Source organism: Chromohalobacter sp. HP20-39 (assembly GCF_033052815.1).
Taxonomy (GTDB): Bacteria; Pseudomonadota; Gammaproteobacteria; order Pseudomonadales; family Halomonadaceae; genus Chromohalobacter.
Genome location: NZ_JAWHTP010000002.1, coordinates 262,827 through 285,223 on the forward strand (window position 1 = coordinate 262,827; position 22,397 = coordinate 285,223).

At 62.1% G+C, this 22,397-nt stretch carries 23 protein-coding genes; 10 read left to right on the forward strand and 13 right to left on the reverse strand.

Features of this window, described 5'->3' with window-relative positions:
* Nucleotide 1: 1 nt before the first annotated feature.
* The 4 genes from chrA to puuE all read right to left on the reverse strand — a co-directional run bounded on the left by chrA (nucleotide 2) and on the right by puuE (nucleotide 3,582).
* Nucleotides 2–1,198 carry a chromate efflux transporter gene (gene chrA, locus RVY79_RS04745; protein WP_317462883.1) on the reverse strand — a complete coding sequence of 399 codons (1,197 nt, stop codon included), beginning with the start codon at nucleotides 1,196–1,198 and terminating at the stop codon, nucleotides 2–4.
* A gap of 91 nt (nucleotides 1,199–1,289) precedes the next feature.
* Nucleotides 1,290–1,775: an ureidoglycolate lyase gene (locus RVY79_RS04750; RefSeq protein WP_317462884.1), complete on the reverse strand. Its 486-nt coding sequence runs from the start codon at nucleotides 1,773–1,775 to the stop codon at nucleotides 1,290–1,292.
* An 8-nt stretch (nucleotides 1,776–1,783) separates the two neighbouring features.
* The gene (locus RVY79_RS04755) at nucleotides 1,784–2,629 is read right to left on the reverse strand and encodes a bifunctional allantoicase/(S)-ureidoglycine aminohydrolase (RefSeq protein ID WP_317462885.1); all 846 of its coding nucleotides are present in this window, start codon (nucleotides 2,627–2,629) and stop codon (nucleotides 1,784–1,786) included.
* Nucleotides 2,630–2,646: 17 nt separating this feature from the next.
* Complete coding sequence (gene puuE / locus RVY79_RS04760; protein ID WP_317462886.1) at nucleotides 2,647–3,582, reverse strand: allantoinase PuuE; 936 nt, start codon at nucleotides 3,580–3,582, stop codon at nucleotides 2,647–2,649.
* Between the two features lie 285 nt (nucleotides 3,583–3,867).
* Here puuE and RVY79_RS04765 point away from each other — a divergent pair, with 285 nt between their 5' ends.
* From RVY79_RS04765 to RVY79_RS04775, 3 genes are all read left to right on the forward strand, one after another.
* Nucleotides 3,868–4,599 carry an aspartate/glutamate racemase family protein gene (locus RVY79_RS04765; protein WP_317462887.1) on the forward strand — a complete coding sequence of 244 codons (732 nt, stop codon included), beginning with the start codon at nucleotides 3,868–3,870 and terminating at the stop codon, nucleotides 4,597–4,599.
* Nucleotides 4,600–4,811: 212 nt separating this feature from the next.
* Entirely contained in the window at nucleotides 4,812–6,161 is a 1,350-nt protein-coding gene (locus RVY79_RS04770; RefSeq protein WP_317462888.1) for an NCS1 family transporter, read from the forward strand.
* Nucleotides 6,162–6,203: 42 nt separating this feature from the next.
* A complete protein-coding gene (locus RVY79_RS04775; protein ID WP_317462889.1) occupies nucleotides 6,204–7,658 on the forward strand; it encodes an NCS1 family nucleobase:cation symporter-1 in 1,455 nt (484 codons plus the stop codon).
* A 40-nt stretch (nucleotides 7,659–7,698) separates the two neighbouring features.
* On the opposite strand, the gene RVY79_RS04780 is transcribed toward RVY79_RS04775, so the two are convergent.
* Nucleotides 7,699–8,442 carry a GntR family transcriptional regulator gene (locus RVY79_RS04780; protein ID WP_317462890.1) on the reverse strand — a complete coding sequence of 248 codons (744 nt, stop codon included), beginning with the start codon at nucleotides 8,440–8,442 and terminating at the stop codon, nucleotides 7,699–7,701.
* Nucleotides 8,443–8,492: 50 nt separating this feature from the next.
* Entirely contained in the window at nucleotides 8,493–8,846 is a 354-nt protein-coding gene (gene uraH, locus RVY79_RS04785; protein ID WP_317462891.1) for a hydroxyisourate hydrolase, read from the reverse strand.
* A 127-nt stretch (nucleotides 8,847–8,973) separates the two neighbouring features.
* Here uraH and uraD point away from each other — a divergent pair, with 127 nt between their 5' ends.
* From uraD to betI, 3 genes are all read left to right on the forward strand, one after another.
* Nucleotides 8,974–9,498, forward strand: coding sequence for a 2-oxo-4-hydroxy-4-carboxy-5-ureidoimidazoline decarboxylase (gene uraD / locus RVY79_RS04790; protein WP_317462893.1), 525 nt, complete (start codon nucleotides 8,974–8,976; stop codon nucleotides 9,496–9,498).
* A gap of 110 nt (nucleotides 9,499–9,608) precedes the next feature.
* The gene (locus RVY79_RS04795) at nucleotides 9,609–10,439 is read left to right on the forward strand and encodes an IclR family transcriptional regulator (RefSeq protein WP_317463233.1); all 831 of its coding nucleotides are present in this window, start codon (nucleotides 9,609–9,611) and stop codon (nucleotides 10,437–10,439) included.
* Nucleotides 10,440–10,511: 72 nt separating this feature from the next.
* Entirely contained in the window at nucleotides 10,512–11,129 is a 618-nt protein-coding gene (betI, locus tag RVY79_RS04800) for a transcriptional regulator BetI (RefSeq protein ID WP_317462894.1), read from the forward strand.
* Nucleotides 11,130–11,137: 8 nt separating this feature from the next.
* On the opposite strand, the gene RVY79_RS04805 is transcribed toward betI, so the two are convergent.
* Both RVY79_RS04805 and RVY79_RS04810 read right to left on the reverse strand, forming a co-directional pair.
* Nucleotides 11,138–12,127 carry an ABC transporter substrate-binding protein gene (locus tag RVY79_RS04805; RefSeq protein WP_317462895.1) on the reverse strand — a complete coding sequence of 330 codons (990 nt, stop codon included), beginning with the start codon at nucleotides 12,125–12,127 and terminating at the stop codon, nucleotides 11,138–11,140.
* Complete coding sequence (locus RVY79_RS04810) at nucleotides 12,114–13,295, reverse strand: iron-containing alcohol dehydrogenase (RefSeq protein WP_317462896.1); 1,182 nt, start codon at nucleotides 13,293–13,295, stop codon at nucleotides 12,114–12,116. Before RVY79_RS04810 ends, RVY79_RS04805 begins: the two co-directional genes overlap by 14 nt.
* A 154-nt stretch (nucleotides 13,296–13,449) precedes the next feature.
* On the opposite strand from RVY79_RS04810, the gene RVY79_RS04815 reads away from it, so the two are divergent.
* Complete coding sequence (locus RVY79_RS04815; protein ID WP_317462897.1) at nucleotides 13,450–14,898, forward strand: aldehyde dehydrogenase family protein; 1,449 nt, start codon at nucleotides 13,450–13,452, stop codon at nucleotides 14,896–14,898.
* Between the two features lie 37 nt (nucleotides 14,899–14,935).
* On the opposite strand, the gene RVY79_RS04820 is transcribed toward RVY79_RS04815, so the two are convergent.
* A complete protein-coding gene (locus RVY79_RS04820; RefSeq protein ID WP_317462898.1) occupies nucleotides 14,936–15,790 on the reverse strand; it encodes an SDR family oxidoreductase in 855 nt (284 codons plus the stop codon).
* A gap of 164 nt (nucleotides 15,791–15,954) precedes the next feature.
* On the opposite strand from RVY79_RS04820, the gene pyrB reads away from it, so the two are divergent.
* Nucleotides 15,955–16,986 carry an aspartate carbamoyltransferase gene (gene pyrB / locus RVY79_RS04825; RefSeq protein ID WP_317462899.1) on the forward strand — a complete coding sequence of 344 codons (1,032 nt, stop codon included), beginning with the start codon at nucleotides 15,955–15,957 and terminating at the stop codon, nucleotides 16,984–16,986.
* Nucleotides 16,987–17,018: 32 nt separating this feature from the next.
* Here the strand turns inward: pyrB and RVY79_RS04830 are convergent, their stop codons facing one another.
* Nucleotides 17,019–17,846 carry a response regulator transcription factor gene (locus tag RVY79_RS04830; protein WP_317462900.1) on the reverse strand — a complete coding sequence of 276 codons (828 nt, stop codon included), beginning with the start codon at nucleotides 17,844–17,846 and terminating at the stop codon, nucleotides 17,019–17,021.
* Nucleotides 17,847–17,969: 123 nt separating this feature from the next.
* Here RVY79_RS04830 and RVY79_RS04835 point away from each other — a divergent pair, with 123 nt between their 5' ends.
* Both RVY79_RS04835 and RVY79_RS04840 read left to right on the forward strand, forming a co-directional pair.
* The gene (locus tag RVY79_RS04835; RefSeq protein ID WP_317462901.1) at nucleotides 17,970–18,779 is read left to right on the forward strand and encodes a carbon-nitrogen hydrolase family protein; all 810 of its coding nucleotides are present in this window, start codon (nucleotides 17,970–17,972) and stop codon (nucleotides 18,777–18,779) included.
* A 103-nt stretch (nucleotides 18,780–18,882) separates the two neighbouring features.
* Nucleotides 18,883–20,205 (forward strand): APC family permease, encoded by a 1,323-nt coding sequence (locus RVY79_RS04840; protein ID WP_317462902.1) that lies wholly within the window; start codon nucleotides 18,883–18,885, stop codon nucleotides 20,203–20,205.
* A 57-nt stretch (nucleotides 20,206–20,262) separates the two neighbouring features.
* Here RVY79_RS04840 and ruvX read toward each other — a convergent pair whose 3' ends face one another.
* The 3 genes from ruvX to gshB all read right to left on the reverse strand — a co-directional run bounded on the left by ruvX (nucleotide 20,263) and on the right by gshB (nucleotide 22,338).
* Complete coding sequence (ruvX, locus tag RVY79_RS04845) at nucleotides 20,263–20,709, reverse strand: Holliday junction resolvase RuvX (RefSeq protein WP_317462903.1); 447 nt, start codon at nucleotides 20,707–20,709, stop codon at nucleotides 20,263–20,265.
* Entirely contained in the window at nucleotides 20,709–21,266 is a 558-nt protein-coding gene (locus RVY79_RS04850) for a YqgE/AlgH family protein (protein ID WP_317462904.1), read from the reverse strand. Before RVY79_RS04850 ends, ruvX begins: the two co-directional genes overlap by 1 nt.
* Nucleotides 21,267–21,384: 118 nt before the next feature.
* A complete protein-coding gene (gene gshB, locus RVY79_RS04855; RefSeq protein ID WP_317462905.1) occupies nucleotides 21,385–22,338 on the reverse strand; it encodes a glutathione synthase in 954 nt (317 codons plus the stop codon).
* Nucleotides 22,339–22,397: the final 59 nt, after the last annotated feature.

Below are 22,397 nucleotides of genomic sequence, written 5' to 3' on the forward strand. Positions count from 1 at the left end.
ACTAAAGCGTGATGACGATGCCCCCGGCCGCCAAGATCACAACCACCGCCCAGGCCGGCAGCTTCCAGACGCTCAAGAGCAGAAAGCCCGTCAATGCCAGTGCAAACTCGGAAGAGCCGACAATCACACTGGTCCAGACAGGCTGGTAGAGAGCAGCGCCCAGGATGCCCACCACCGCGGCATTCGCGCCGCGCATCAGTGATTGCGCGCGCTCCAAGCGCCGGAAGCGGCTCCAGTAAGGCAGCACGGCCACCAGCAATAACAGCCCTGGCAAGAAGATCATGATGAGCGCTAGCGCCGCGCCAAACGGCACTGACAAAGCCCCCATCTCGGCGCCAAGATACGCCGCAAAAGTGAACAGCGGTCCTGGAATCGCTTGGGCAGCGCCGTAGCCCGCGAGAAAGCTATCGGGTGTCACCCAGCCTGACTGAACGACCTCGCTTTCCAGCAGCGGGAGCACCACATGCCCGCCCCCGAACACCAAAGCGCCAGCGCGGTAGAAGGCATCGATCATCGATACCACCATTGACGACGACACCCAGGCAAGCCAGGGCAGTCCGATCAGCAACGCGATGAAACATGCGGCAGCGACTTGGCCGACGCGCCGCGACACCGGAAAATACAATTCATGCGACACCGGACCACCCTGGTCTCGGCACAACAGCATACCGGCCACCGCACCGATCACGATGGCCGTGACCATCCCTACCGGTCCGCCGATCAGCACCACCAATAGAACAGCCGCCAAGGCGATGCCGGCGCGCCGCTGGTCGGGGCAAAGCTTGCGCGCCATGCCCCAGACGGCATGAGCGACGATCGCCACGGCCGCCACCTTGAGCCCATGCAGGATGCCTTGGCTGACCGGGCCATCGAAAACTGCAGCACCTGATGCGAAAAGCACCAGCACGATGGCCGAAGGCAGCGTAAAGGCCGTCCAGGCAGCGGCGGCTCCCCAACCTCCGCCACGCAGCAATCCCAAGGCAAAACCGACCTGGCTGCTGGCCGGGCCCGGGAGAAACTGACACAGCGCCACCAGATCCGCGTAGTCCTCCTCCGACAACCAACGGCGCCGCGTGACGAACTCGGCACGGAAATAACCCAAATGGGCAATCGGCCCGCCGAAGGACGTCAGGCCCAGTATCAGAAAGGCGGAAAAGACTTCCTTGAGATGCTCAATGGAACGGCGCGCATCAGACATCGGGAGGACTCCTGATCAAACCTTGCAAGGCGAACGAGCACTCAACGTGCATGGCCAAACCGTTGAACACCACCATGGCGTGGACGCTTCGTTATAGACTCACTTGAATCTCCAGCGAGTACTCCGCGCAGTTATTGCCCTCGCCGGCGCGGTCCACCACCAGGAACTCGCCTTCCACGTCGAGCACCGAGTGAATGGCGTGCCAGGTCCCGGCGCGATAGTTCACGCCCTGGCGACCATTGGTAACGAACGCACGCACATCGTCGGGGTCAATGCGCTCCCCCGGTGGTGCGACGACGACGATGAAGCGCTCGCCGTGCAGCGGCATGAACGCCTGACTGCCGAGCGGGTGACGCTCCAGCATCGTGAGAGTCAACGGCAGCGCCACGGGTTGGCTGACGAAAAGGCTGATGATCGGCCGTGCGCCCTCGCCGAGCGTCTCGATCCGCGCCAGATCGTGATAACGCTGCGTGCGGCCATTATTGATGGGAAAGCTATCGGCATCACGACGCTCGATGATCTCGCCGAACGACGCGAAAGCCTCGTCGGTCAGCGGTTGGGCGGCAAGTTCGATCATGGTTTTCCTCAGCTCAAGCGCAGTTTCATGTGCCGGTTGACGTCCTTGTAAAGCAGGTACCGAAACGGCCCCGGTCCGGCGGCATAGCATGACTGCGGGCAGAACGCGCGCAGCCACATGTAATCGCCGGCCTCGACCTCGACCCAGTCCTGATTGAGATGGTAGATCGCGCGGCCCTCCAATACGTAGAGGCCGTGCTCCATGACGTGAGTCTCGTCGAAGGGGATCACCCCACCCGGCTGGAAGGTGACGATATTGACGTGCATGTCGTGGCGCACGTCCTGCGGGTCAACGAACCGGGTCGTGGCCCATTTGCCATCGGTGTCCGGCATGGCGATCGGCGCGATATCGTTCTCGTTGGTGACGAACGCCTCGGGCACGTCCAACCCTTCAACATGCTCGTAAGCCTTGCGAATCCAGTGGAAGCGCACCGGTGCGTCACTCTCGTTGCGCAATTGCCAGTCAGCGCCCGGCGGTAGAAAGGCGTAACCACCCGGCACCATCGCATGTGCCTGGCCGTCGAGGCTCAACGTCATCTCGCCCTCGACCACGAACAGCACGCCCTCGGCGCCGCTATCCGGCTCTGGTCGCTCGCTGCCGCCACCGGGGGAAACCTCCATGATGTACTGCGAAAAGGTCTCGGCGAAGCCGGAAAGCGGCCGCGAAAGTATCCACAGCCGCGTCTTTTCCCAATGCGGCAGGAAACTGGTGACGATATCGCTCATCACGCCTTTCGGGATCACCGCATACGCCTCGGTGAACACCGCTCGACCATGAATCAGTTGGCTCTGCGGCGGCAACCCGCCATGGGGGGCGTAGTAGGCGTTCTGAGATGTCTCGGTACGCTGTGGCATGCCTCGTCTCTCCTTGTTCAAGCCGGATGCTCCGCCGCCCAGTGGCGGGCGATATCCACACGCCGGGTTATCCACACCCGGTCGTGGGCCTCGAGATAATCCAGGAAGCGCTGCAGCGCGCGGAAGCGTCCGGGGCGACCAATCAGTCGGCAGTGCAGGCCGATGGAGAGCATCTTGGGGGTTTCCGCGCCTTCTGCGTAGAGCACGTCGAAGGCGTCGCGCAGATACTGGAAGAACGGTTCGCCGTGATCGAAACCGGTGGGCGAGGCGAAGCGCATGTCGTTGGTATCCAGCGTATACGGCACGATCAGGTGGCGGTGCGTCTGGCCCTGACTGTCCTGAACGTCGCTCCACAACGGCAGGTCATCGCCGTAGTAGTCGCTGTCATAGAGAAAGCCGCCCTGGTCGAGCAGCAGGCGCCGGGTGTTGGGGCTGTCGCGGCCGGTATACCAACCCAGCGGGGCTTCGCCGTAGAGCGTGCGGAATATCTCGACGGCGCGCTGCATATGCTCACGCTCGACGGTTTCCGGCACGTTTTGATAATGAATCCAGCGATAGCCGTGGCAGGCGACCTCGTGGCCGAGTTCCTTGAAGGCGTGTGCCGCCTCGGGATGACGTTCCAGCGCCATGGCGACGCCGAACACGGTCAGCGGCAAGCCGCGTCGCTCGAACTCGCGCAGCACGCGCCACACTCCCGCCCGCGAGCCGTACTCATAGATCGACTCCATGCTCAGGTGGCGATCCGGATAGGCTTCGGCGCCGGCGATTTCGGAGAGGAACTGCTCGGAGTGGCTGTCGCCGTGCAGCACGCTGTTCTCGCTGCCCTCTTCGTAATTGAGGACGAACTGCACGGCGATGCGCGCCCCGCCCGGCCAATCGGCCTGAGGCGGTGTGCGGCCGTAGCCGACGAGGTCGCGGGGATAAACGGCGGACGAATCGGAGGATGATGCCATGCCCATAAATACTCCCGGTTCTTGTTCTATAAGTCGATTACCTTAGCGTGCGTTGATGTATACAAAAAATCAATCCCTTGGCCGAGTGCCTAGGCTCGCCATCGCCTCGTGTGCCGGCATACGACGGATCCCTGTACCAAGCTAACGGCGACACAAGGCGTTGGTGGCTTAGTGTATGCCTGGCGCGACGACGATCAGGTATTGACTTATTTTGTATTCAATACTAGAAATTTTGTAGACAAAAAATACTGCACCCGAGGCGAAACCTCGCGCTCAAGGACTTTCATGCGCCTGCATCTCATCAACCCCAACACCAGTACCGGCATGACCACGCGCATCGGCGAATCCGCCAGTCGCATCGCCGCGCCGGGCACACGGATCGTCGCCACGCAGCCGGAAAGCGGCCCGGTATCCATCGAGGGTCACTTCGACGAGGCGATCAGCGCCGTGGGGGTGACCGAGGAAATCGCCAAGGGCGAGCGCGACGGCAGCGACGCCTACATCATCGCCTGCTTCGGCGACCCCGGCTTGATGGCGGCCCGCGAGCTGACTCGCGCCCCGGTGCTGGGGATCGCCGAGGCCGGCTTTCACGTGGCCAGCCTGATCAGCACGCGCTTTTCCATCGTCACGACGCTGAGTCGCACCGGCATCATTGCCGAGCATCTGCTGCAGGCCTACGGCTTTGCGCATCACTGCCGCCGCGTGCGCGCGGCGGAGATCCCCGTGCTCGACCTGGAAGACGACGGCGATGCAGCGCTGACCCGCGTGATCGAGACCTGTCGCCGTGCCCGCGATGAAGACGGCATCGGCGCCATCGTGCTCGGTTGCGGCGGCATGGCCGACCTACGTGGCACCATCGAGGAGGCGGTGGGCATTCCCATCGTCGAAGGCGTCACCGCCGCCGTGAAACTAGCCGAGGCCCTAGTCGGTCTCGGGCTCGGCACCAGCAAGCATGGTGATCTGGATTTTCCACGCCCCAAGGCGTTCACCGGCCACTTCGCGCATTTATCACGCTAATCCCGCAAACGGGGGGAGCCAGTTTTCAGCATCGCAACCAACGTTCGCTCGTTATAGATACTCAACCGTCGCCGGCGTCGTCTTGCCGATAAGCACAACACCAAGTCGCCCGACGGATAGATAAACAGCAGCACGCTACGCCACTCGGACGTCCCCACACCGGGACGCACAACAACAAACCGCGGGATCCGCTCCCGCCCGAGGAAAGCGTCATGACAAGCGACTCCGCCACGTCGGAAGGGCCACGCCCTGCCGGCAAGGCACCGGGACAAGAGTCCCTGGCCCCACAGCGCAACCGCATCATGGGACGCGTCTCATATTTATTGGCCTGGTTCGGTGGCTGCGTGTCGATCGGCACCTTCGCCATGGGCTCGAGCATCGTCGGTACGCTCAACCTGCTGCAAGCGTCGCTGGCCATCGCCATCGGCTGCGTCGTGATCGGCATCGCACTGACGGTCAACGGCGCCGCCGGCTATAAATACGGTATTCCTTTCATGGTGCAGGCACGCAGTGCCTTCGGCTTTACCGGCACTCGGCTACCGGGCCTCATACGCGCGGTGCCGGCCATCGTCTGGTACGGCTTCCAGAGCTGGATCGGTGCTGGCGCCCTCAACGCCGTATCGGCGACGCTGTTCGGCTTCGACAACCTGGTGCTTTACTTCATCACCTTCCAGTTCTTACAGATTGCTCTATCGGTGTTCGGCTTCCAAGGCATCAAGTGGCTAGAAAACATCGGCAGCGGCTTCATTCTGGCTTCGCTGGTCTACATGTTCTTCAGCGTGCTCGACAAGTACGGCGATGTGATCGGCGAACAGCTGATCGATATCGACGGCACTTGGGGGCTGCCCTTCTGGGGCGCGACGATGCTGTTTCTGGGCATCTACAGCACCATGATCCTCAACGCCAGCGACTACTCGCGCGAACTCAAGCACGGCAGCGGGCCGGGACTTCTGGCCACGCTCTACGCCATGTCGATCCTGCCTTGCACGCTGTTCATGGGGTTGATCGGGCTGATGGTCTCCGGCGCCACCGGCGTCGCCGATCCCATCGATGTCTTCGCCAATGCCGTCGACAACCCGCCGCTTCTGATCACCACCCTGCTGTTCATCGCCTTCGCCCAGGTCACCACCAACGTGCTCAACAATGTGGTGCCACCGACCTATGTGCTGATGGATGTGTTCAAGCTGAAATTCCGCAGCGCCACGGTGATCGTCGGGTTGCTGGCCTTCGCCACCTTCCCCTGGGAACTGGTCAAGGACGACTCCGCCGCAGGGCTGCAGCTGTTCGTGCAGACCTACTCGGCGTTCCTGGGCCCGATCTTCGCGATCATGGCGGTGGATTATTACCTCATCCGCCGGCGCACGCTGGATATCGACAAACTCTATGACACGCAGGGTCCCTATCGCGGCATCAATTACGCCGCCTTCATCGCCACGCTGATCGGGGCGCTGGTGGCGCTCAATATCTCGGCGATCTCGTGGTACGCGAGCCTCGTGCCCGCCGGTCTGGCGTATTACCTGATGATGCGCTACTGGCCGGCCTGCCAACGCTTTCGCCAATGACGTCGTCTTCCATGCATCTGCGTACCGACATAGAGCGTTTCCATGAACGATAACGATCTGCGCCTCACGGCGCCCGACGCGAGTCTCTACAACGCCGACCTGGCGCCACTGCCCTATCATCAGCGACGCTGGGGCGCCTTCGAAATCTTCAATGTCTGGGCCAACGACATTCAGAGCCTTTTCGGCTACACCCTGGCCGCCTCGCTGTTTCTGAGTTACGGCCTCAACGGCTGGGCAGTGATGGCCGCCATCATCCTCGCCGGCCTGGTGGTCATGGTACTGGTCAACCTGACCGGACGGCCCAGCGTCAAATACGGCATTCCGTTTCCGGTGGTGGTGCGCGCCAGCCTCGGCGTGCACGGCGCCAATTTACCGGCCATGCTGCGCGCAGTGATTGGTATTTTCTGGTACGGCGTGCAGACCTACTTCGCCTCCACCGCCGTCACACTGCTGTTGACCGCGCTGGGCGTACCAGAGAGCGGCCAGTTCCTGGGGCTATCGAGCGTGGCCTGGTTGGCCTTCGTCATCGTCTGGTTTTTTCAACTGGCGATGTTCTGGGCGGGGATCGAGCGCATCAAACGCTTCCTCAACTGGGCGGGGCCTTTGGTCTACGCGGTGATGATCGTGCTGATGGGCGTGGTCTGGTGGCAGGCCGGGGCCTCGCTACTGCCCGCAGTGGACGACATCTTCAGCGGCGGTAGCGCCGCCGCCGGTAGCGCCGTCGGCGCCTTCTTCACCGTGCTTGGCACCATGATCGCGTACTTCGCCGCCGTGGTGATCAACTTCGGCGACTTTGCGCGCTTCGTGAAGAACGAACGTGCCATGCGGCTCGGCAACTGGCTCGGGTTACCGCTCAACGTGGCGGTGTTCTCGTTCATCGCATTGATCATCACCGCCGGCACGCTGGCGCTGTTCGGCGAGGCGCTGACCAATCCCTCGGACATTGTCGAGCGCGTCGATAGCCTGCCGCTGACGATCGTCGCCGCGCTGACCTTCTTCGCCGCTACCGTGGGCATCAACCTGGTGGCCAACTTCATTCCACCCGCCTATGACCTCGCCAACCTGTTTCCGCGGCGCATCAGCTTCCGCCTCGGCGGGTTGATCACGGCGATCATCGCCTTCTTCATCGGCGCATTGTGGGTCAGCGTGATCAGCCAGCTCGGCATTCCCGGCTTCGTCAACGCCATCGGCGCCGTCATCGCGCCGTTCTACGGCATCATCGTGATCGACTACTACGTCGTCCGCCGTGGCCAGTTGGACGTGCAGGCGCTGTTCTCGGCTGCGCCCGGCAGTACTTACTACTACACCAACGGCTGGAACCGTCGCGGCTTGGCGGCCTTCGCCATCGGTGCGCTGTTCTCGCTAGCCTCGGTATGGGTGCCAGCCCTCGCCGCGCTGGAAGGCTTCGCATGGCTACTCGGCGCCAGCCTGGGTGGGGCGTGCTACTACGTGCTGATGCGCGGGCAGGTCTCGCCCCCCGCCCAAGTAGCGCACTAAGAAAGCACTGCTACGAAGCCCCCGTCGAGACGACGGGGGCTTACGCCGGAGTGCCATCGAAGATGGCGTACAGGTCCGGCGTTTCTTCAGGGGCCTCGGCGATGGAGAGCGAAGCTTCGATGGCCTTGAGGTGGCGCTGCATGAAGGCGCGGGCACGTTCGGCGTTGCCGCTTTCCAGGTGTCGGATCAGTTCGTCGTGATCGTGGGATTCGCAGCCGAGATGGCCGGTGTTGCCGTAGACGGCGAGAATCAGCGACGAGCGCGAACACAGGCGGCCTACGAACTCGCTGAGCGTGGCGTTGCCCGCCAGCTCGGCCAATTGATTATGGAAGGCCGCCGAGAGCTTGATCGCCTCACTCTGTTTGCCGGCCTTGAGCGCCTGGCGCTCACGTTTGGCGCAGTCGCGCAGCGCCTTAAGATCATGCTCGGTGACACGCGACGCTATCTGCGCCATCAGTTCGCATTCCACCAGTTGGCGGGCGGCGAAGACATCGCGTGCCTCCTCGGCGGTGGGCCGGGAGACGCTCGCGCCACGTCGTGGCGTCAGGGTGACGAGATGCTCCAGCGCCAGGCGTTGCAGGATCTTGCGGATACCGGTGCGGCTCACGCCGAAAACCTCCGACAAGGCGTCCTCACGCAGCCGCGCGCCGGGCTGCAGGCGGTGCTCGATGATGGCGTCGCTGATCGCGCGGTAGATGGCGTCATGACGCTGCGCCCCGTCGCCGGCCTTGCCCTCGTTGCGACGCGTTTGCTTGGCGGCATGCGCCCGACGTGACTCGCTCATTCACGGCTCCCGAATACGTTTGCGCTGATCATCGCATTGCCGGCCACGCTTCAGCTACCACGGTAGGTGGAATAGCCAAACGGTGATAACAGCAGCGGCACATGGTAGTGAGCATCCGCATCGTCGATGCCGAAACGTATCGGGATACTACCCAGGAAGCGCGGACCTGATGCGGCGCCCTCCAGGCGGTCGAGGTACGCACCGGCCTCGAAGACCAGCTCGTATTCGCCGACGCGAAATGCCTCGCCTTCGAGAAGCGGACCTTCGCAGCGGCCATCATCATTGGTCACGAACTCGCCCAGCGTCTGGCGGGCATCGGCATCGAGTCGGTAAAGCGTCAGACGCACGCCATTGGCGGGACAGCCCCGCGCGGTATCCAGTACGTGCGTGGTGAGATAACCCATGATGGCTCCTTGCGGTCGGCATGACACGGTGGAACGGGCAATGAGATGGAATGGACGCGCGCATCGTCACACCTTACCCTGATTTTGTATACAACGACTGCGACCAACATAGCATCAGGAGACGCGCATGCGCCAACCCTTGCTCTCGCCGCGCCCCACGACGCTCGATCGCGCAGCCTTCGTGGAAGCGTACGGCGGTATTTACGAACATTCCCCGTGGATCGCCGAGGCGGTGTGGGACAGTGGCCTCGCGTCCCATCACGACACTCCTGAGGGTCTTGCCGAGGCCATGGCGGCAATGCTCGACGCGGCACCGCCCGAGGACCAGCTCGAGGTCATTCGCGCGCACCCCGACCTGGCCGGCAAGGTCGCGCTGGATGGCGGCCTGACCGATGCCTCGACCCATGAGCAGGCCGGCGCGGGGCTCGATCAGTGCTCGCCGGAGGAACTCGCCCGTTTCGAGCGTTTGAATGCCGCCTACAAGGCGCGTTTCGGTTTTCCCTTCGTCATGGCCGTCAAAGGCTACCATCGCCGCGAGATTCTCGATGCCTTCGAGGCCCGGCTCGCGCATACCCCAGAAGAGGAACGCCGTACCGCCATTGCGCAGATCCACCGTATCGCCCGGCTACGCCTGGACGCCCATACCGCCTGAGTTAAGGCATGCGTCTGTGGTAAGCAAAGGCGTGCGCCTTTGGTGGGCTGGCGAGACCTCGGCATTCATGGAAGAATTTTCCATGAATGTTCCTTGAGAGAGAGCCTGGCGTGACGGAAAGCAAACGTAAGTCGGTCGGACGCCCCGCGGGTAACGGCAAAGCCACCAGCGGCCACAGTCAATCGTTGGTGCGGGGCCTGAGTATTCTCGAAGGCCTCGCCGCCGCGCCCGGCGGGCTGGCTCTTTCCGATATCGCCCAAGTCGTGGGCCTGGCGCCGTCGACCACGCACCGCCTGCTGCAGGCGCTGCATCAGCAGGGCTTCATCGCCCAAGATGCAGAGATGGGCGTGTGGCACATCGACGCCAAGACATTCCGCGTGGGTAACGCCTTCCTCGAGGCGCGCGATTTCGTCGCCACCGCCCGGCCCTTCCTGCATCAGCTGACGGCGGAGACCGAGGAAACCGCCAACCTGGGCATTCGCGATCACGGCATGGCGGTGTTCCTCGCGCAGAGCGAGTCGCCGCAGATGATGCGCATGATCACGCGGCTAGGGTCGCGCGCGCCGCTGCATGCCTCGGGCGTCGGCAAGGCGCTGCTCGCCTGGCTGCCGCGCGACGAGGTCGAGCGCATCCTCCACACGCGCGGGCTCGACAAGGTCACGCCCAACACCCTCGACACCCCGGCCCGCCTGCGCGACGCCCTCGGCGAGATCCGCCGTCAGGGCTACGCCTGCGACCGCGAGGAACATGCCATCGGCCTCAACTGCGTGGCGGCGACGCTGCACGACGAAAACGGCCTGCCGCTCGCCGCCATCTCGGTCTCCGGACCCGCCGCGCGCATTCCCGAAGCCCGCCTCGTCGAACTCGGCGGCCTGGTCAGCCGCGCCGCCCGCGAGATCACGGCGCAACTGGGTGGGCGGCTGCCGAGCGATGCCGACTGACGAAGCGACCTTGCCGCCGCCCACGATCAAGGGAAATCGCATGCTGTATAATGCCCTCTCTGCAAACCAACAGTGGGAATCGAGAAAATTAGCAAGCAGCGCCAGCGTATTGAACCCGAAACACGCAAGCGGACGATCATAGAAGCGACACTCAAATGTGTGACGCGCTACGGCCATGCCGGTACAACGATGACCCGCGTCGCACGTGAGGCCAGCGCCTCCATAGGCTTGGTGAGTCACTACTTTCAATCCAAGGAATCGCTCATGCTGGCGGCCTACCAGGAGCTCACCGAGCAACTGCGCCGGGAGAGCGACCAGCGCGATGCCGCATTGGAGTGCTCCGCACGTGAGCGGCTGACGCTCATGATTCGTTCAGCCTTCAAGAGCGAGATCTTCAACCGGCAGGTACTGGCGTCCTGGGTAGGCTTCTGGAGCGCAGCGGTAGCAACGCCCAGTCTAGCGAGGCTCAACCGTAAGCTTTACGAAGAGTATCGGGAGGAGATGCAATCTCTCGTCGAGGCCATCGCCATCGAAGAAGGGCGTGTTATCGACTCCAAGGGAGTCGCTCGAATTCTGACAGCACTGGTGGACGGTTATTGGTTGGAGTGGGCACTTGACCCCGAGGCTTTCAAAGTCGAAGAGGCGCTGCAGGATTCCTTGCACATCGCTGAGCGCCTACTTCGAGATTAGGCCATTATTTAGCGGAAGCTCTCTTCATAAGCTTTCTGAGCGGACTTACCATCGCGTGTTTTTATTCCTTTGAGGAATTCCGCGACGCGCTGAGGATGCTGAACGAGCCACTCATGTGCCACTTCAGTTTTGGGGCGTTCATTGAGGCTATAAGCGCTAATGAATTGGCTCTGCTCATCAGCGGTCAACTTAAACTGTTTCAGCAATTGCATGATGTTGGCGTTTTCTTCGGCATACCCCGTACGCACGATCGTGCGCACTTCGCTACGCCCCTGATTCTCACCGTAAACTTCTTCGGGGTCGTCCAGGATATGCATGTCGTACTTGATCGCCATCCAGTGCGGCGTCCAGCCGTAGAAAGCGATCCACTGCTTATCATTATAGGCCGCATCGACCTCGGACAGCATGCCGGGAGTCGATGAGTCGAGAATCTCCCAATCTTTGAGGCCATAGGTATCGGCGTCCGCCGCATCGTGGACCATAATGCTCGCCTGGGCGCCACTCTCTATGGAGTAGTATTCCGCACCAAAGCGTTCGCGATTTTCGGGTTGGTCCAACTGCTCGGCACTGGTAATACCCGCATCATAGACATAACCCGGCACCGCAAACCCCATTCTTGCACCTGAGACATTATTCACAACATCGACGATGGCGCCGGCTTTCATGGCTGCGTCGTAGCTCTCTTTCTGCGCCGGCATCCACCCCGCCAGCATGATGTCACTATCTCCTGTTTCCATCGTCTTGTAGCCGACGGTGGCGCCCATCTCGATCTGCTTTGATGAGTAGCCAAGGGTATCCAGAAGCTGTGACAGTATTTCCGTTTTAACTGTCACGCCAGGCCAGGGCGGCACCACCATGCGAATCGGTGCCGATTGCGCCTGGGCCAACATGGGCAGACTCAAACCCAGCAGCGCTGTGCAAAGTATCTTGACGATTTTTGTCATAATGATTCCTCTCGGATCGTGGTTGATAAAACCCATGCCGTCAGCGTGCGGCATCAATGGCCTCGTGAATCAGCGCCGCCAATGTTTCTCTTGGGCAAGGCACAGGATTGGTCGCGTAAGCGGGATCGCCCTCGACCGAATCCAAGATGGTGTCGACGATCTCGTGCGACACCCCGATACCGGAAAGGCCTTTGGGGATGTCCAGCCTATCCAGCATCGAACAGATGGCTGCGTGAAAGGTCTCGAATTGGCAATCTCGGAGCTTCATCGCATGAGCGATCGAAGGTAACTTTTGCTCGAGGGCAGGCCGGTTGAAGCGCATGACGATAGGCAGCAGGATGGCATTGGTCATTCCATGATGCGTATGGCAAGCGGCACCGACCATATGGCTGATGGCATGCACCAATCCCAGCCCTTTTAGAAAACCGACTCCAGCCAAAAAAGAGCCCGTTAACATATTACTGCGAGCTTCTAGGTTCCTACCGTTCTCAACGCTCTCCTCGAGGTTTTCCCAGACCAATCCCAACCCTTGAAGCGCTGCACCATCGCACATCGGGTGGAACATCGGCACGAGGTAAGATTCCAGCGCATGTGTCAGAGCATCCAGACCCGTCCATGCCGTCAGATTCGCAGGCAATCCAAGCGTGAAATTAGGGTCGAGAATGATCTTTTGCGGGCGTGCCAGGGGATGATGAACGCACTCTTTGGTACCACGTCGGGCATCGATGAGCATGGCGGTGCTATCGCCCTCGGCGCCCGTACCCGCCGTGGTCGGCACGGTGATCAACGGCGGGAAATCGTCACGTGTCAGGTCCGTCGGCGCTGCATGATTGTAATCAAAATCCCACAGCGAATAGCGGCTCTGCTTGGCAATCAATGCCGCACCCTTGGCGCCGTCCATGGCACTTCCGCCACCGATGGCGATGATAGCGTCGGCACCATGTTCACGGTAGCTATTTGCGGCCGCAAGAGCATCTTCGTCGGATGGATTGGCGTGAATCGCATCGTACTGCGAGCAGAGAATGTCTGCTTCGGCCAACTGCGCTTTCAAGCGACTCAAGTGATCGAGCTTTGCAAAGCCTGGGTCGGTCACGATCAGTGGCCGCTTTATCTGATGCTGAGTAAAAAAAGCATTTAAAGCAGCAATGGCCCCAGGCCCCGATTCGACACGGTAGGAAATTTCCCATTCGACATGATCGCGTGAAGAAAAACCTGAGGACATGGGTGCTCCATTCGCTAGAAAGCTGAATATTATGATTTTTTACGTTAATGACTCAGTCATGGCCGAGTAGCAAAAAACGCGTCGATGGTTTTATACTGGCCGCTATTGAAAAATATTTCAATAGCGGCCAGATTATCGATCCTGAGGAGTTCGTATGCGAGACATTTGCCAACAGTTCATCGACGGCCACTGGCGTTCGAGTTACGGCGGACGTTGCTTGGATGTGATCGATCCCTACCGGGAAACGGTCATCGCCAAGCTGACTGCGGGCGACGCTCGTGACGTCGACGCGTCAGTGCGCGCCGCCAGGCAAGCACTGCCCGCTTGGCGACGACTATCGGGCGAGACCCGCGGGCACTATCTGGAGGGACTGGCCGATGGCTTGGCCGATCAACATACCGCGTTGTGCCAAACGATCAGTCTCAACGGCGGCAAGCCGCTGGCAGAGAGCCAACTGGATGTCGACGATGCGATCGCTTGCTACCGATACTACGCCAATCTCGCCAGGCAACTGGACGCCCGCCAGGGCGAGCCGAGCGCGCAATCGATCGCGGGCGTCGAGGTCCGGCGCTATTTCGACCCCGTCGGTGTGGTGGGCTTGATCACCCCTTGGAACTTTCCTCTGGTGACGGCGGCCTGGAAAATCGCGCCTGCCCTGGCGGCCGGCTGCACCGTGGTTTTCAAGCCTTCGGAAGTCGTGCCGATTCCGGAGCAAGCGATTGCTGACATTGCTCAAACCATCGACTTGCCGCCCGGCGTCCTCAATCTAATCAACGGCGACGGACCCGGCATTGGCGAGGCGCTGACCCAACACACAGGGGTCGACAAAATATCGTTCACCGGCAGCAACCCGACCGGCGAATCGGTCATGCGCGCTGCGGCCACCGGCGTTCGCAATGTCTCGCTCGAGCTGGGCGGCAAGTCCCCCATCATCGTGACCGAGGACGCGGACATCGCGCAGGCGGCATATCTCGTCATGAACGGTATTTTCGCCAACGCGGGGCAGATATGTTCAGCCACCTCGCGGCTGTTGGTCCACCAGGCCCTAGCCGAGGACCTGTACGCCGCATTGAACCAGCATATCGACGCCCTCGTCATGGGGGACCCCCTCGACGAAGCCACCACGCTAGGCCCCCTCGTCAGCGACAAGCAGCGCGACGCAGTCAGCCGCTACCTGGCATTTGCGAAAGATGAGGGACTGATCCCCGTGCGCGAGGCGTCACATCGTAAGGTTCCTCGCCAGGGCTTTTTCGTGGCACCCACGGTGTTTCGCGATGTCCCTGTCGAAAGCCGCCTCTGGAAGGAAGAAATATTCGGCCCGGTCCTCTGCGCGCGCCAGTTCGCCAGCGACGACGAGGCTATTGCCATCGCCAATGACAGCGACTTCGGGCTAGCGGCCAGCATCGTCAGCGGAAGCCATGAAAAGGCGGCCGATATTGCCCGCCAACTCTCCGCAGGGTCGATCTGGACCAACATGGACCAACTGGCACCGCCCCAAGCGGCTTGGGGCGGTGGAAAGAAAAGCGGGATTGGCCGTGAACTCGGCCCGGAAGGCCTATCCGCCTATCAAGAATTGAAGCAGGTCATGGCGCCCAGCCGCTGACTCATGAGCGCCCACGCTACTCTGGGCGTTCATACCGTTAGGTATTAAGAATCACCCCGCCATTGAGATGCAGCGTCTGGCCATTCATATAGGAGGATTCCTCGCTGGCGAGGTAGACGTAGGCAGGGCCTATTTCGCTGGGCTGACCGGCGCGGTCCATGGGAACCTGCCCACCGAAACCGGCGACCTTGTCCTCATCGAAACTGGCGGGGATCAGCGGCGTCCATACCGGGCCGGGAGCCACGGCATTGACGCGAATGCCGCGGTCGACCAGTGACATCGCCAGCGAGCGAACCAAACCTTGAATGGCGCCCTTGGTCGCCGTGTAATCGATCAGCGTGTCGTTGCCCTTGAAGGCATTGACCGACGAGGTAGCGATGATGGTGTCGCCCTCGTGCATGTGCGGCAACGCATGCTTGGCCATGTAGAAATGGCTGAACACGTTGGTCTGGAAGGTCCGCTGCAACTGGTCGTCAGGAATCTGCGTGACGTCATCCCAGTCGTATTGCTCGGCGGCGTTGTTGACCAGAATATTGAGCGCACCGAAGCTCGCCAGCGTCGTGTCGACCACATGCCGACACAGCACAGGGTCACCGACATCGCCTTGTATCAGGACGCACTCACGTCCCTCGGCTTCGACCAGTGAGCGGGTGTCTTCAGCATCATGCGTTTCATTGAGGTAGACGACGACGCAATCCGCGCCCTCGCGGGCAAAATGCACCGCCACGGCGCGGCCGATGCCGCTATCGCCCCCGGTGATGATGGCAACCTTGCCGTCGAGCTTGCCGGTGCCGCGATAGCTATCGCGGATGTACTCGGGCTCGGGTCGCATGGCGTGTTCATCACCAGGTTGATCGGCTTGTTCCTGCGCGGGGAAATGTTGCTCACCCATGACATTCGCTCCTTGAATGGTGGGATATGGCATTCATTACCATAGAAGTCGTTCCCGCCCAGGCCAAGCGAAGCGCACCGATCGACACACGCAGCGGATGAAGCCAGCGGCGCGTATGCGTACACTACGCGCAGCGATCCCCTGCGCCACTTGCGAGGCTACCGATGAGTTCCCACCTGCTTTCCGTCGATTCCCTGTCACGCGATTACGTCGAGCACCTGATGCAACTCGCCGGCCGCATGGAACCCTTCGCCCAGCGGCGCAAGGTAACCCGTGTGCTCGAAGGCGCGGTACTCGGCAATCTATTCTTCGAAGCCAGTACGCGTACCCGCATCAGCTTTCACGCGGCTTTTTCGCGTCTCGGCGGCAGCGTCTGCGACACCACCGGTTTCACCTTTTCCTCGATGGCCAAGGGCGAGTCTCTCTACGACACCAGCCGCGTGATGGGCGGTTATGTCGACGCCGTCGTGTTGCGCCATCCTGACCAGGGCGCGGTGGCGAAGTTCGCGGAGGCGACCCAAGTACCAGTGATCAACGGCGGTGACGGCCCCGGCGAGCATCCCAGCCAGGCGCTGCTCGATCTGTACACCATCGAGAAGGAATTCGCGCGCCTGGGCAAACGCCTGGAAGGCGCGCACTTCCTGCTCACCGGGGATCTCAAGCATGGCCGCACCGTGCATTCGTTGATCAAGCTGCTATCGCTGTTCGGGCCGCTGCGCATCACGCTGGTCTCGCCGCCGGGTCTTGAGATGCCGCGTCATTTGATCGACCTGGTCACCTCGCGGGGGCATCGCGTCGAACAGCGCGAAAGCCTGGCCAACGACTTCGGCGATCTCGACGTGATCTACACCACGCGTATTCAGAAGGAACGCTTCACCGAGGAGATGTCGGAAGCCTTCGCGGGGATGTCCCAGGATTTCATCGTTGACCGCACCTTCCTCGACCAGCGCTGCTCGCCGACCACGGTGGTCATGCATCCTCTGCCGCGCGACAGCCGCCCCGGCGCCAACGACCTCAATGTCGATCTCAACGGGGACCCGCGCCTGGCCATCTTCCGCCAGGCCGACAACGGCATCCCTGTGCGCATGGCGATCTTCGCCAACCTGCTGCAGGTCGAGGATTACATCGAGCGTGATGCTCAGGACGTGCGCTGGTTCGTGCCGCCGGCCTATGGGGTGGATGATCGCACCCTCTAAGACTGGGGGCGTCAGCCTGATACGTGCTTAGGTTAGCGGCGCGCCTGCCAGAACAACGCAAACAACTCGGACTGGGAGTTGATGCCCAGCTTGGCGTAAAGATGTTTCTTGTGGGCACGAACGGTTTCCACCGAGATCACCAGCCGCCGGGCGATTTCCTTGGTCGAGCTGCCGCCCAGCATGAGTTGGCTGACCTCGCGCTCACGTTCGGTTAGCGTCTGATGGGACTCCAGCTCGCGCGGCGCCTGGGGCGAGGGATGCCATGGGTGCGGCCCCGGCGGCGAGCTCTCTTCGTGCTCGAATTCGAAATGCATGCGCTGGCGCATCAGTGCCAGCACCCACGGCTGTACCAGACTCAGCAGGCCGAGCGCCTGGGACGAGTAAGGCCGCGTCGACCCCAGCGATAGACACAGCGAGCGTTCGCCATCGAGGGGGCAGTTGAACTGCACCTCGTCGGCGACGATGTTGCGCTGGAAATAACGCTGGTAGTACTCGGTATTCTGAAAGCACTGCGGCGCCACGTCGGCCAGCGTGTACAACCCGGCACGCGCGTGGTCGCGGGCATCGATATAGAACGGGTCGAGCAGATACAGACCGCGCTGATAATCCTGAAACAGCGCCTCGTCGGCGCCGTCGTCCTCGTCGCTTTCCGCGAGGATGCGCGGCGGCTGGCGATGGTGGAAGATCAGCGCCACCCAAGTATCGAAGTCGACGTAGCGCCCCAGGGTACGCACCGTGGCCAGCCAGAAATTAGCGCCATCCAGCTTGTCCGTCAGGGCTCCGAAGGCACGGTGCCAGGCCACGCTTTCCAGGGCGCTCGGTGCCGGCGCTTGCCCGCTATCGTCCGCGTCGCTCGTCATCTCGCTCTCCTCGCTCACCCCCAAGGGGTAACCCCACCGGGGAATGGTCATGCCTGTGTGATCGCGGATACTGAAGGGGCATCCGAATGACCGCACAGCCACAATGACGCTTCGGAGTCTTGCATGCAGATAGCCTTGGCACAACTGGCCGGCCGCGAGGGCGACATCGCCTACAACCTTTCGCGCACCCTGGCTTGTCTACGCGACGCCGCCCCCGAGACGTCGCTGATCGTATTTCCCGAGACCCACCTCACCGGCTTTGCCGAACCCGGCCACGTCGACGACCGCACGCTGACCCTCGACGGCAATGAGCTCGCCACGCTCATCACCGCCAGCCGCGAGCACGACACCGCGCTCGCCCTGGGCTTTCTCGAGCGCGATGGCGAACAGGTCTTCAACACCACCGTCTTGATCACCCCGGAGGACGGCATCGCGCTGCGCTACCGCAAGGCGCATTTATGGCCCGATGAACGCGACCTCGTCGCCCCCGGCGATCGCGTGGGTTGCGTCGAATGGCGCGGCCTGCAGGTCGGCTTGTTGATCTGCTACGACCTGGAGTTTCCCGAGCCCGCACGCGCACTGGGACAACTCGGCTGCGACCTGCTGTTGGTCACCAACGGCAACATGGACCCTTACGGCCCCATGCATGCCCGCGCCGCCCAGGCACGTGCCCAGGACAATCATTACTTCGTCGCCATGACCAACCGCGCTGGCGAAGGCGCGGGACTGACCTTCGCCGGCGAGAGTTCGCTGGTCGCCCCGGACGGCGAGACGCTGTTTCGCGCCGGTCGCGAGGAAAGCGTCACCACATTGCAACTCGATCCCCAGCGCTTGCCGGACGCACGGCGCGATTACGACTACCTGAAAGACTGCCGTATCGGCCTGCAAGGCCGGCGCGAGGACACCGAACGAGGCCGCTACTGGCACTTCTAAACCCGAATTCCGGCCGGCTACCGGCCACCAAGTGGCCGTCGCAATAATCACGAAAGTCGCAACAACCATTAAACAGTCGCAACAACCACAACAGGAGGCGACGATGAACCAAATGAAGAAGACCCTCTCCCTGAGTCAGGTCGTGCTGTTCGGCTTGGCCTACATGACGCCCATCATCGTGCTGGGCACCTTCGGGGTGCTCGCCGTCACCACGCAGGGCGCCGTCTCGGGCGCCTACCTGGCAGCACTGATCGCCATGCTGTTCACAGCGCACAGCTACGGGCGCATGGCCAGCGCCTTTCCGGTGGCCGGTTCGGCCTATGCCTACGTGCGCAATGCCATCGACGACCGCCTGGGTTTCATCGCTGGCTGGGCGATCCTGCTCGATTACCTGTTCCTGCCCATGGTGATCTGGCTGATCGGCGCCGCCTATCTGCACTCAGCCTTCCCGGCGATTCCCACGCCGCTGTGGCTGCTGGCCTTCATTGCCGTCACCACCACGATCAACATCCTCGGCCTCAAGCTGGCCAGCGCGGTCAACAGCGTAATGATGCTGGTGCAGATCCTGGTGTTGATCGCCTTCGTGGGGCTGAGCATGCATTACGTACTGGGCGATCCCACCCAACCCTTCTGGAGCCTGACGCCGTTCCTGGGCGCCGACTCCGCCGCGACCCTGCCGGTGCTGATGGCGGGCGCCGCCGTGGCGTGCTACTCCTTCTTGGGGTTCGATGCCGTCACCACGCTGACCGAGGAAACCAAGGACCCGCAGCGCACCTTGCCGCGAGCCATCCTCTTGATCACGCTGATCGGGGGGCTGATCTTCGTCGTGGTGTCGTATTTCGTGCAGCTCGCCGCACCGGGGTATGACTTCGCCAACCCTGATGCCGCCGCCTATGAGATCGCACGCAACATCGGCGGCGATATCTTCGTCTCGATCTTCCTGATCGGGCTGGTGGTCGGCCAGTTCGCCTCGGGCATCGCGGCGCAAGCCAGCGGTGCGCGCCTGCTCTACGCCATGGGCCGCGACGACGTGCTGCCCAAGCGCTGGCTGGGCAAGCTGAGCCGCTTCGGAACGCCGCTGGGCGGACTGATATTCAGCGGCCTGGTCGCCTTGCTGGCGCTGACCATGGATGTGCTCTCGGCGGCGTCCTTCATCAACTTCGGTGCCTTCCTGGCCTTCGCCCTGGTCAACCTCTCGGTGATCTTCCATTACTACCTGAAGGAACGCCGCCGCAGCGGGATGGATACGCTGTGGTTCCTGATCTGCCCGTTGATCGGTCTGGGCGCGATCCTGTGGCTGATGATGAGCCTGGATCACCTGGCGATCATGCTGGGCAGTGCGTGGCTGTTGTGCGGCCTGGCGTGGTTGACCTGGCTGACGCGTGGCTTCAGCCGCCCCACGCCGGAGCTGAATCTGGAGAGTTAATCAGCAAGAATGCATCGCTAACGCACCCCGCGACCGGCCCTGGCCGGTCGCGGGCGTTTACGGCATGCGGTGCAGGAAGGTGTCATCGGCGAAGAAGCTTTGCAGGATCAACTGCGCGGCGATGCCATCCACGCCGTCATCGCGATAGTTGCCCCGATGCCCGGCGTCGCGGGCGATACGCTTGGCGGCGCGCGTCGAACCGCGCTCGTCGAACACCTCCACTGGCTTGCCGAAGCGCCCATGCAAGCGATTACCGAACTTGCGCGCGCGCCGGCTCATGTCCGACTCGGTGCCGTCCATGTTGAGCGGCAGCCCCACGACCAAAAGATCCGGCTGCCATTCTTTGAGCATTTGGCCGATCTGCTGCCAATCGGGAATTCCGTTACGCGCGGGCAGCGGCGCCAGGGCCGTGGCACTGCCCAGCATTTCGTTACCTACCGCCACGCCGATGCGCCGCGTGCCGTAATCGAAGGCCAGTACCAGCCGCTGCCCTGCCTCGGCCATCAGGAATGCCCCGCCTCGCGCGTCATCAGATTCAAATCGACACCCAAGATACCCGCCGCCGCGTTCAGGCGCTGCTCCGAGTGGACATCGAAGAGGATCGAGGCGTCGCCTTCTACCGTCAGCCAGGTATTCTGCTTGAGCTCGTCCTCGAGCTGGCCTTCCTGCCACGCGGTGCAGCCCAGGCAGACGATGAAGTCGTCAGGGCCCCGGCCCTCGGCGATGGCCTTGAGCATATCCATGGAGGTCGTCAGGGCGAGGTCGTCAGCGACCTGCAGGCTGGAATCCCAGGGCAAGTTCGAGCCGCGGTGCAGGATGAAACCGCGATCCTTATGGACCGGCCCACCGTAGTAGACCGGGGTGTCGCGACAGGGGCACTCCGAGGCATCCAACTCGAGCTGCTCGAGCAGGGCGTCCAGCGTCAACTCCATGGGACGATTGACGACCACGCCCATGGTGCCGTTGTCATCATGGTCACAGATATAGGTCAACGTCCCCTTGAAATTGGGGTCATCGAGATGTGGCATCGCCAGCAAAAAATGGTGCTTCAAGCTTTGCATGAGCCTCCCGGGCGTCGAGGCGCGTCCCGCCTCTCGCTTACGCCGAAATTGGTGCTTTTCGCAGCGATTGTATCACTGCCCTTGCCGAACCTCGCCATCGCGGGATGACAAGCGGCGCTCAGAAGCGCCGAGCAATGGCGTCCATCAATAGTCCACCGATATCGGTGCCGCGTTGAGCGTCGATCTCGCGCACGCAGGTGGGGCTGGTGACGTTGATCTCGGTGATGTAATCGCCGATTACGTCGAGCCCGACGAAGATCAGGCCCTTGTCGAGGATCGCCGGTTTGACCTGCTCGATGAGCCAGTAATCGCGGTCGGTGAGCTCGCGGGCCTCGCCACGCCCGCCGGCCGCCAGGTTGCCACGTGTCTCGCCGGCGCTGGGAATCCGCGCCAGACCATAGGGCACGGGTTCGCCGTCGATAAGCAGGATCCGCGTATCGCCGGCCTTGATCTCGGGCAGATAACGCTGCGCCATGATCTGGCGCGTTCCGCGCTCGGTGAGCTGCTCGATGACCGAGCCCAGGTTGCGGCCCTCCGGCGTGATATGAAAGATGCCGTTACCGCCCATGCCGTCCAGCGGCTTGAAGATCACATCGCCGTGCTGGGCATGAAAGTCACGCAAGACGGCATCGTGGCAAGAGACCACGGAGGGCGGAATGCAGTGCGGGAACTGCTGGGCGAAGAGTTTCTCATTGCTGGTCAAAAGCGCCTGGGTGGGATTGACCACCAGCACGCCCTCGCGCTCGGCGAAGCCCAGCAGATGCACGGCGTTGAGGAAGTGGTCATCCACCGGCGGGTCCTGGCGCATCAGGATCACGTCGAGCTCCGCCAGCGGCGCGGCCTGCACCTCCTCGAGCCGATACCACGCCTCGGGGTCACGATATGCTTCTAATGCGCGCATACGGCCCATAGCGCGCCCGCCTTCCAGGTACAGGTCTTCCGGCTCGAGATAATAAAGCGACCAGCCGCGTTCCTGAGCGGCCCACAGCATGGCCAGGGTGGTGTCTTTCTTGTAGGCGATATCGGCGATGGGGTCCATCACCACGCCGAGCTTCAAGGCGCGCTCGCTCATGATCGGTCTTCCAGGCTAGGAATGAATGCGCGCAGTATGCCGCAGCGACCAGCGGAAGA

Excerpts from the sequence above, each read along its gene's own strand:
- chrA (WP_317462883.1), bottom strand. The coding sequence starts at position 1,198 with ATGTCTGATGCGCGCCGTTCCATTGAGCATCTCAAGGAAGTCTTTTCC.
- RVY79_RS04750 (WP_317462884.1), bottom strand. The coding sequence starts at position 1,775 with ATGATCGAACTTGCCGCCCAACCGCTGACCGACGAGGCTTTCGCGTCG.
- RVY79_RS04755 (WP_317462885.1), bottom strand. The coding sequence starts at position 2,629 with ATGCCACAGCGTACCGAGACATCTCAGAACGCCTACTACGCCCCCCAT.
- puuE (WP_317462886.1), bottom strand. The coding sequence starts at position 3,582 with ATGGCATCATCCTCCGATTCGTCCGCCGTTTATCCCCGCGACCTCGTC.
- RVY79_RS04765 (WP_317462887.1), top strand. The coding sequence starts at position 3,868 with ATGCGCCTGCATCTCATCAACCCCAACACCAGTACCGGCATGACCACG.
- RVY79_RS04770 (WP_317462888.1), top strand. The coding sequence starts at position 4,812 with ATGACAAGCGACTCCGCCACGTCGGAAGGGCCACGCCCTGCCGGCAAG.
- RVY79_RS04775 (WP_317462889.1), top strand. The coding sequence starts at position 6,204 with ATGAACGATAACGATCTGCGCCTCACGGCGCCCGACGCGAGTCTCTAC.
- RVY79_RS04780 (WP_317462890.1), bottom strand. The coding sequence starts at position 8,442 with ATGAGCGAGTCACGTCGGGCGCATGCCGCCAAGCAAACGCGTCGCAAC.
- uraH (WP_317462891.1), bottom strand. The coding sequence starts at position 8,846 with ATGGGTTATCTCACCACGCACGTACTGGATACCGCGCGGGGCTGTCCC.
- uraD (WP_317462893.1), top strand. The coding sequence starts at position 8,974 with ATGCGCCAACCCTTGCTCTCGCCGCGCCCCACGACGCTCGATCGCGCA.
- RVY79_RS04805 (WP_317462895.1), bottom strand. The coding sequence starts at position 12,127 with ATGCCGCACGCTGACGGCATGGGTTTTATCAACCACGATCCGAGAGGA.
- RVY79_RS04810 (WP_317462896.1), bottom strand. The coding sequence starts at position 13,295 with ATGTCCTCAGGTTTTTCTTCACGCGATCATGTCGAATGGGAAATTTCC.
- RVY79_RS04815 (WP_317462897.1), top strand. The coding sequence starts at position 13,450 with ATGCGAGACATTTGCCAACAGTTCATCGACGGCCACTGGCGTTCGAGT.
- RVY79_RS04820 (WP_317462898.1), bottom strand. The coding sequence starts at position 15,790 with ATGGGTGAGCAACATTTCCCCGCGCAGGAACAAGCCGATCAACCTGGT.
- pyrB (WP_317462899.1), top strand. The coding sequence starts at position 15,955 with ATGAGTTCCCACCTGCTTTCCGTCGATTCCCTGTCACGCGATTACGTC.
- RVY79_RS04830 (WP_317462900.1), bottom strand. The coding sequence starts at position 17,846 with ATGACGAGCGACGCGGACGATAGCGGGCAAGCGCCGGCACCGAGCGCC.
- RVY79_RS04835 (WP_317462901.1), top strand. The coding sequence starts at position 17,970 with ATGCAGATAGCCTTGGCACAACTGGCCGGCCGCGAGGGCGACATCGCC.
- RVY79_RS04840 (WP_317462902.1), top strand. The coding sequence starts at position 18,883 with ATGAACCAAATGAAGAAGACCCTCTCCCTGAGTCAGGTCGTGCTGTTC.
- ruvX (WP_317462903.1), bottom strand. The coding sequence starts at position 20,709 with ATGGCCGAGGCAGGGCAGCGGCTGGTACTGGCCTTCGATTACGGCACG.
- RVY79_RS04850 (WP_317462904.1), bottom strand. The coding sequence starts at position 21,266 with ATGCAAAGCTTGAAGCACCATTTTTTGCTGGCGATGCCACATCTCGAT.
- gshB (WP_317462905.1), bottom strand. The coding sequence starts at position 22,338 with ATGAGCGAGCGCGCCTTGAAGCTCGGCGTGGTGATGGACCCCATCGCC.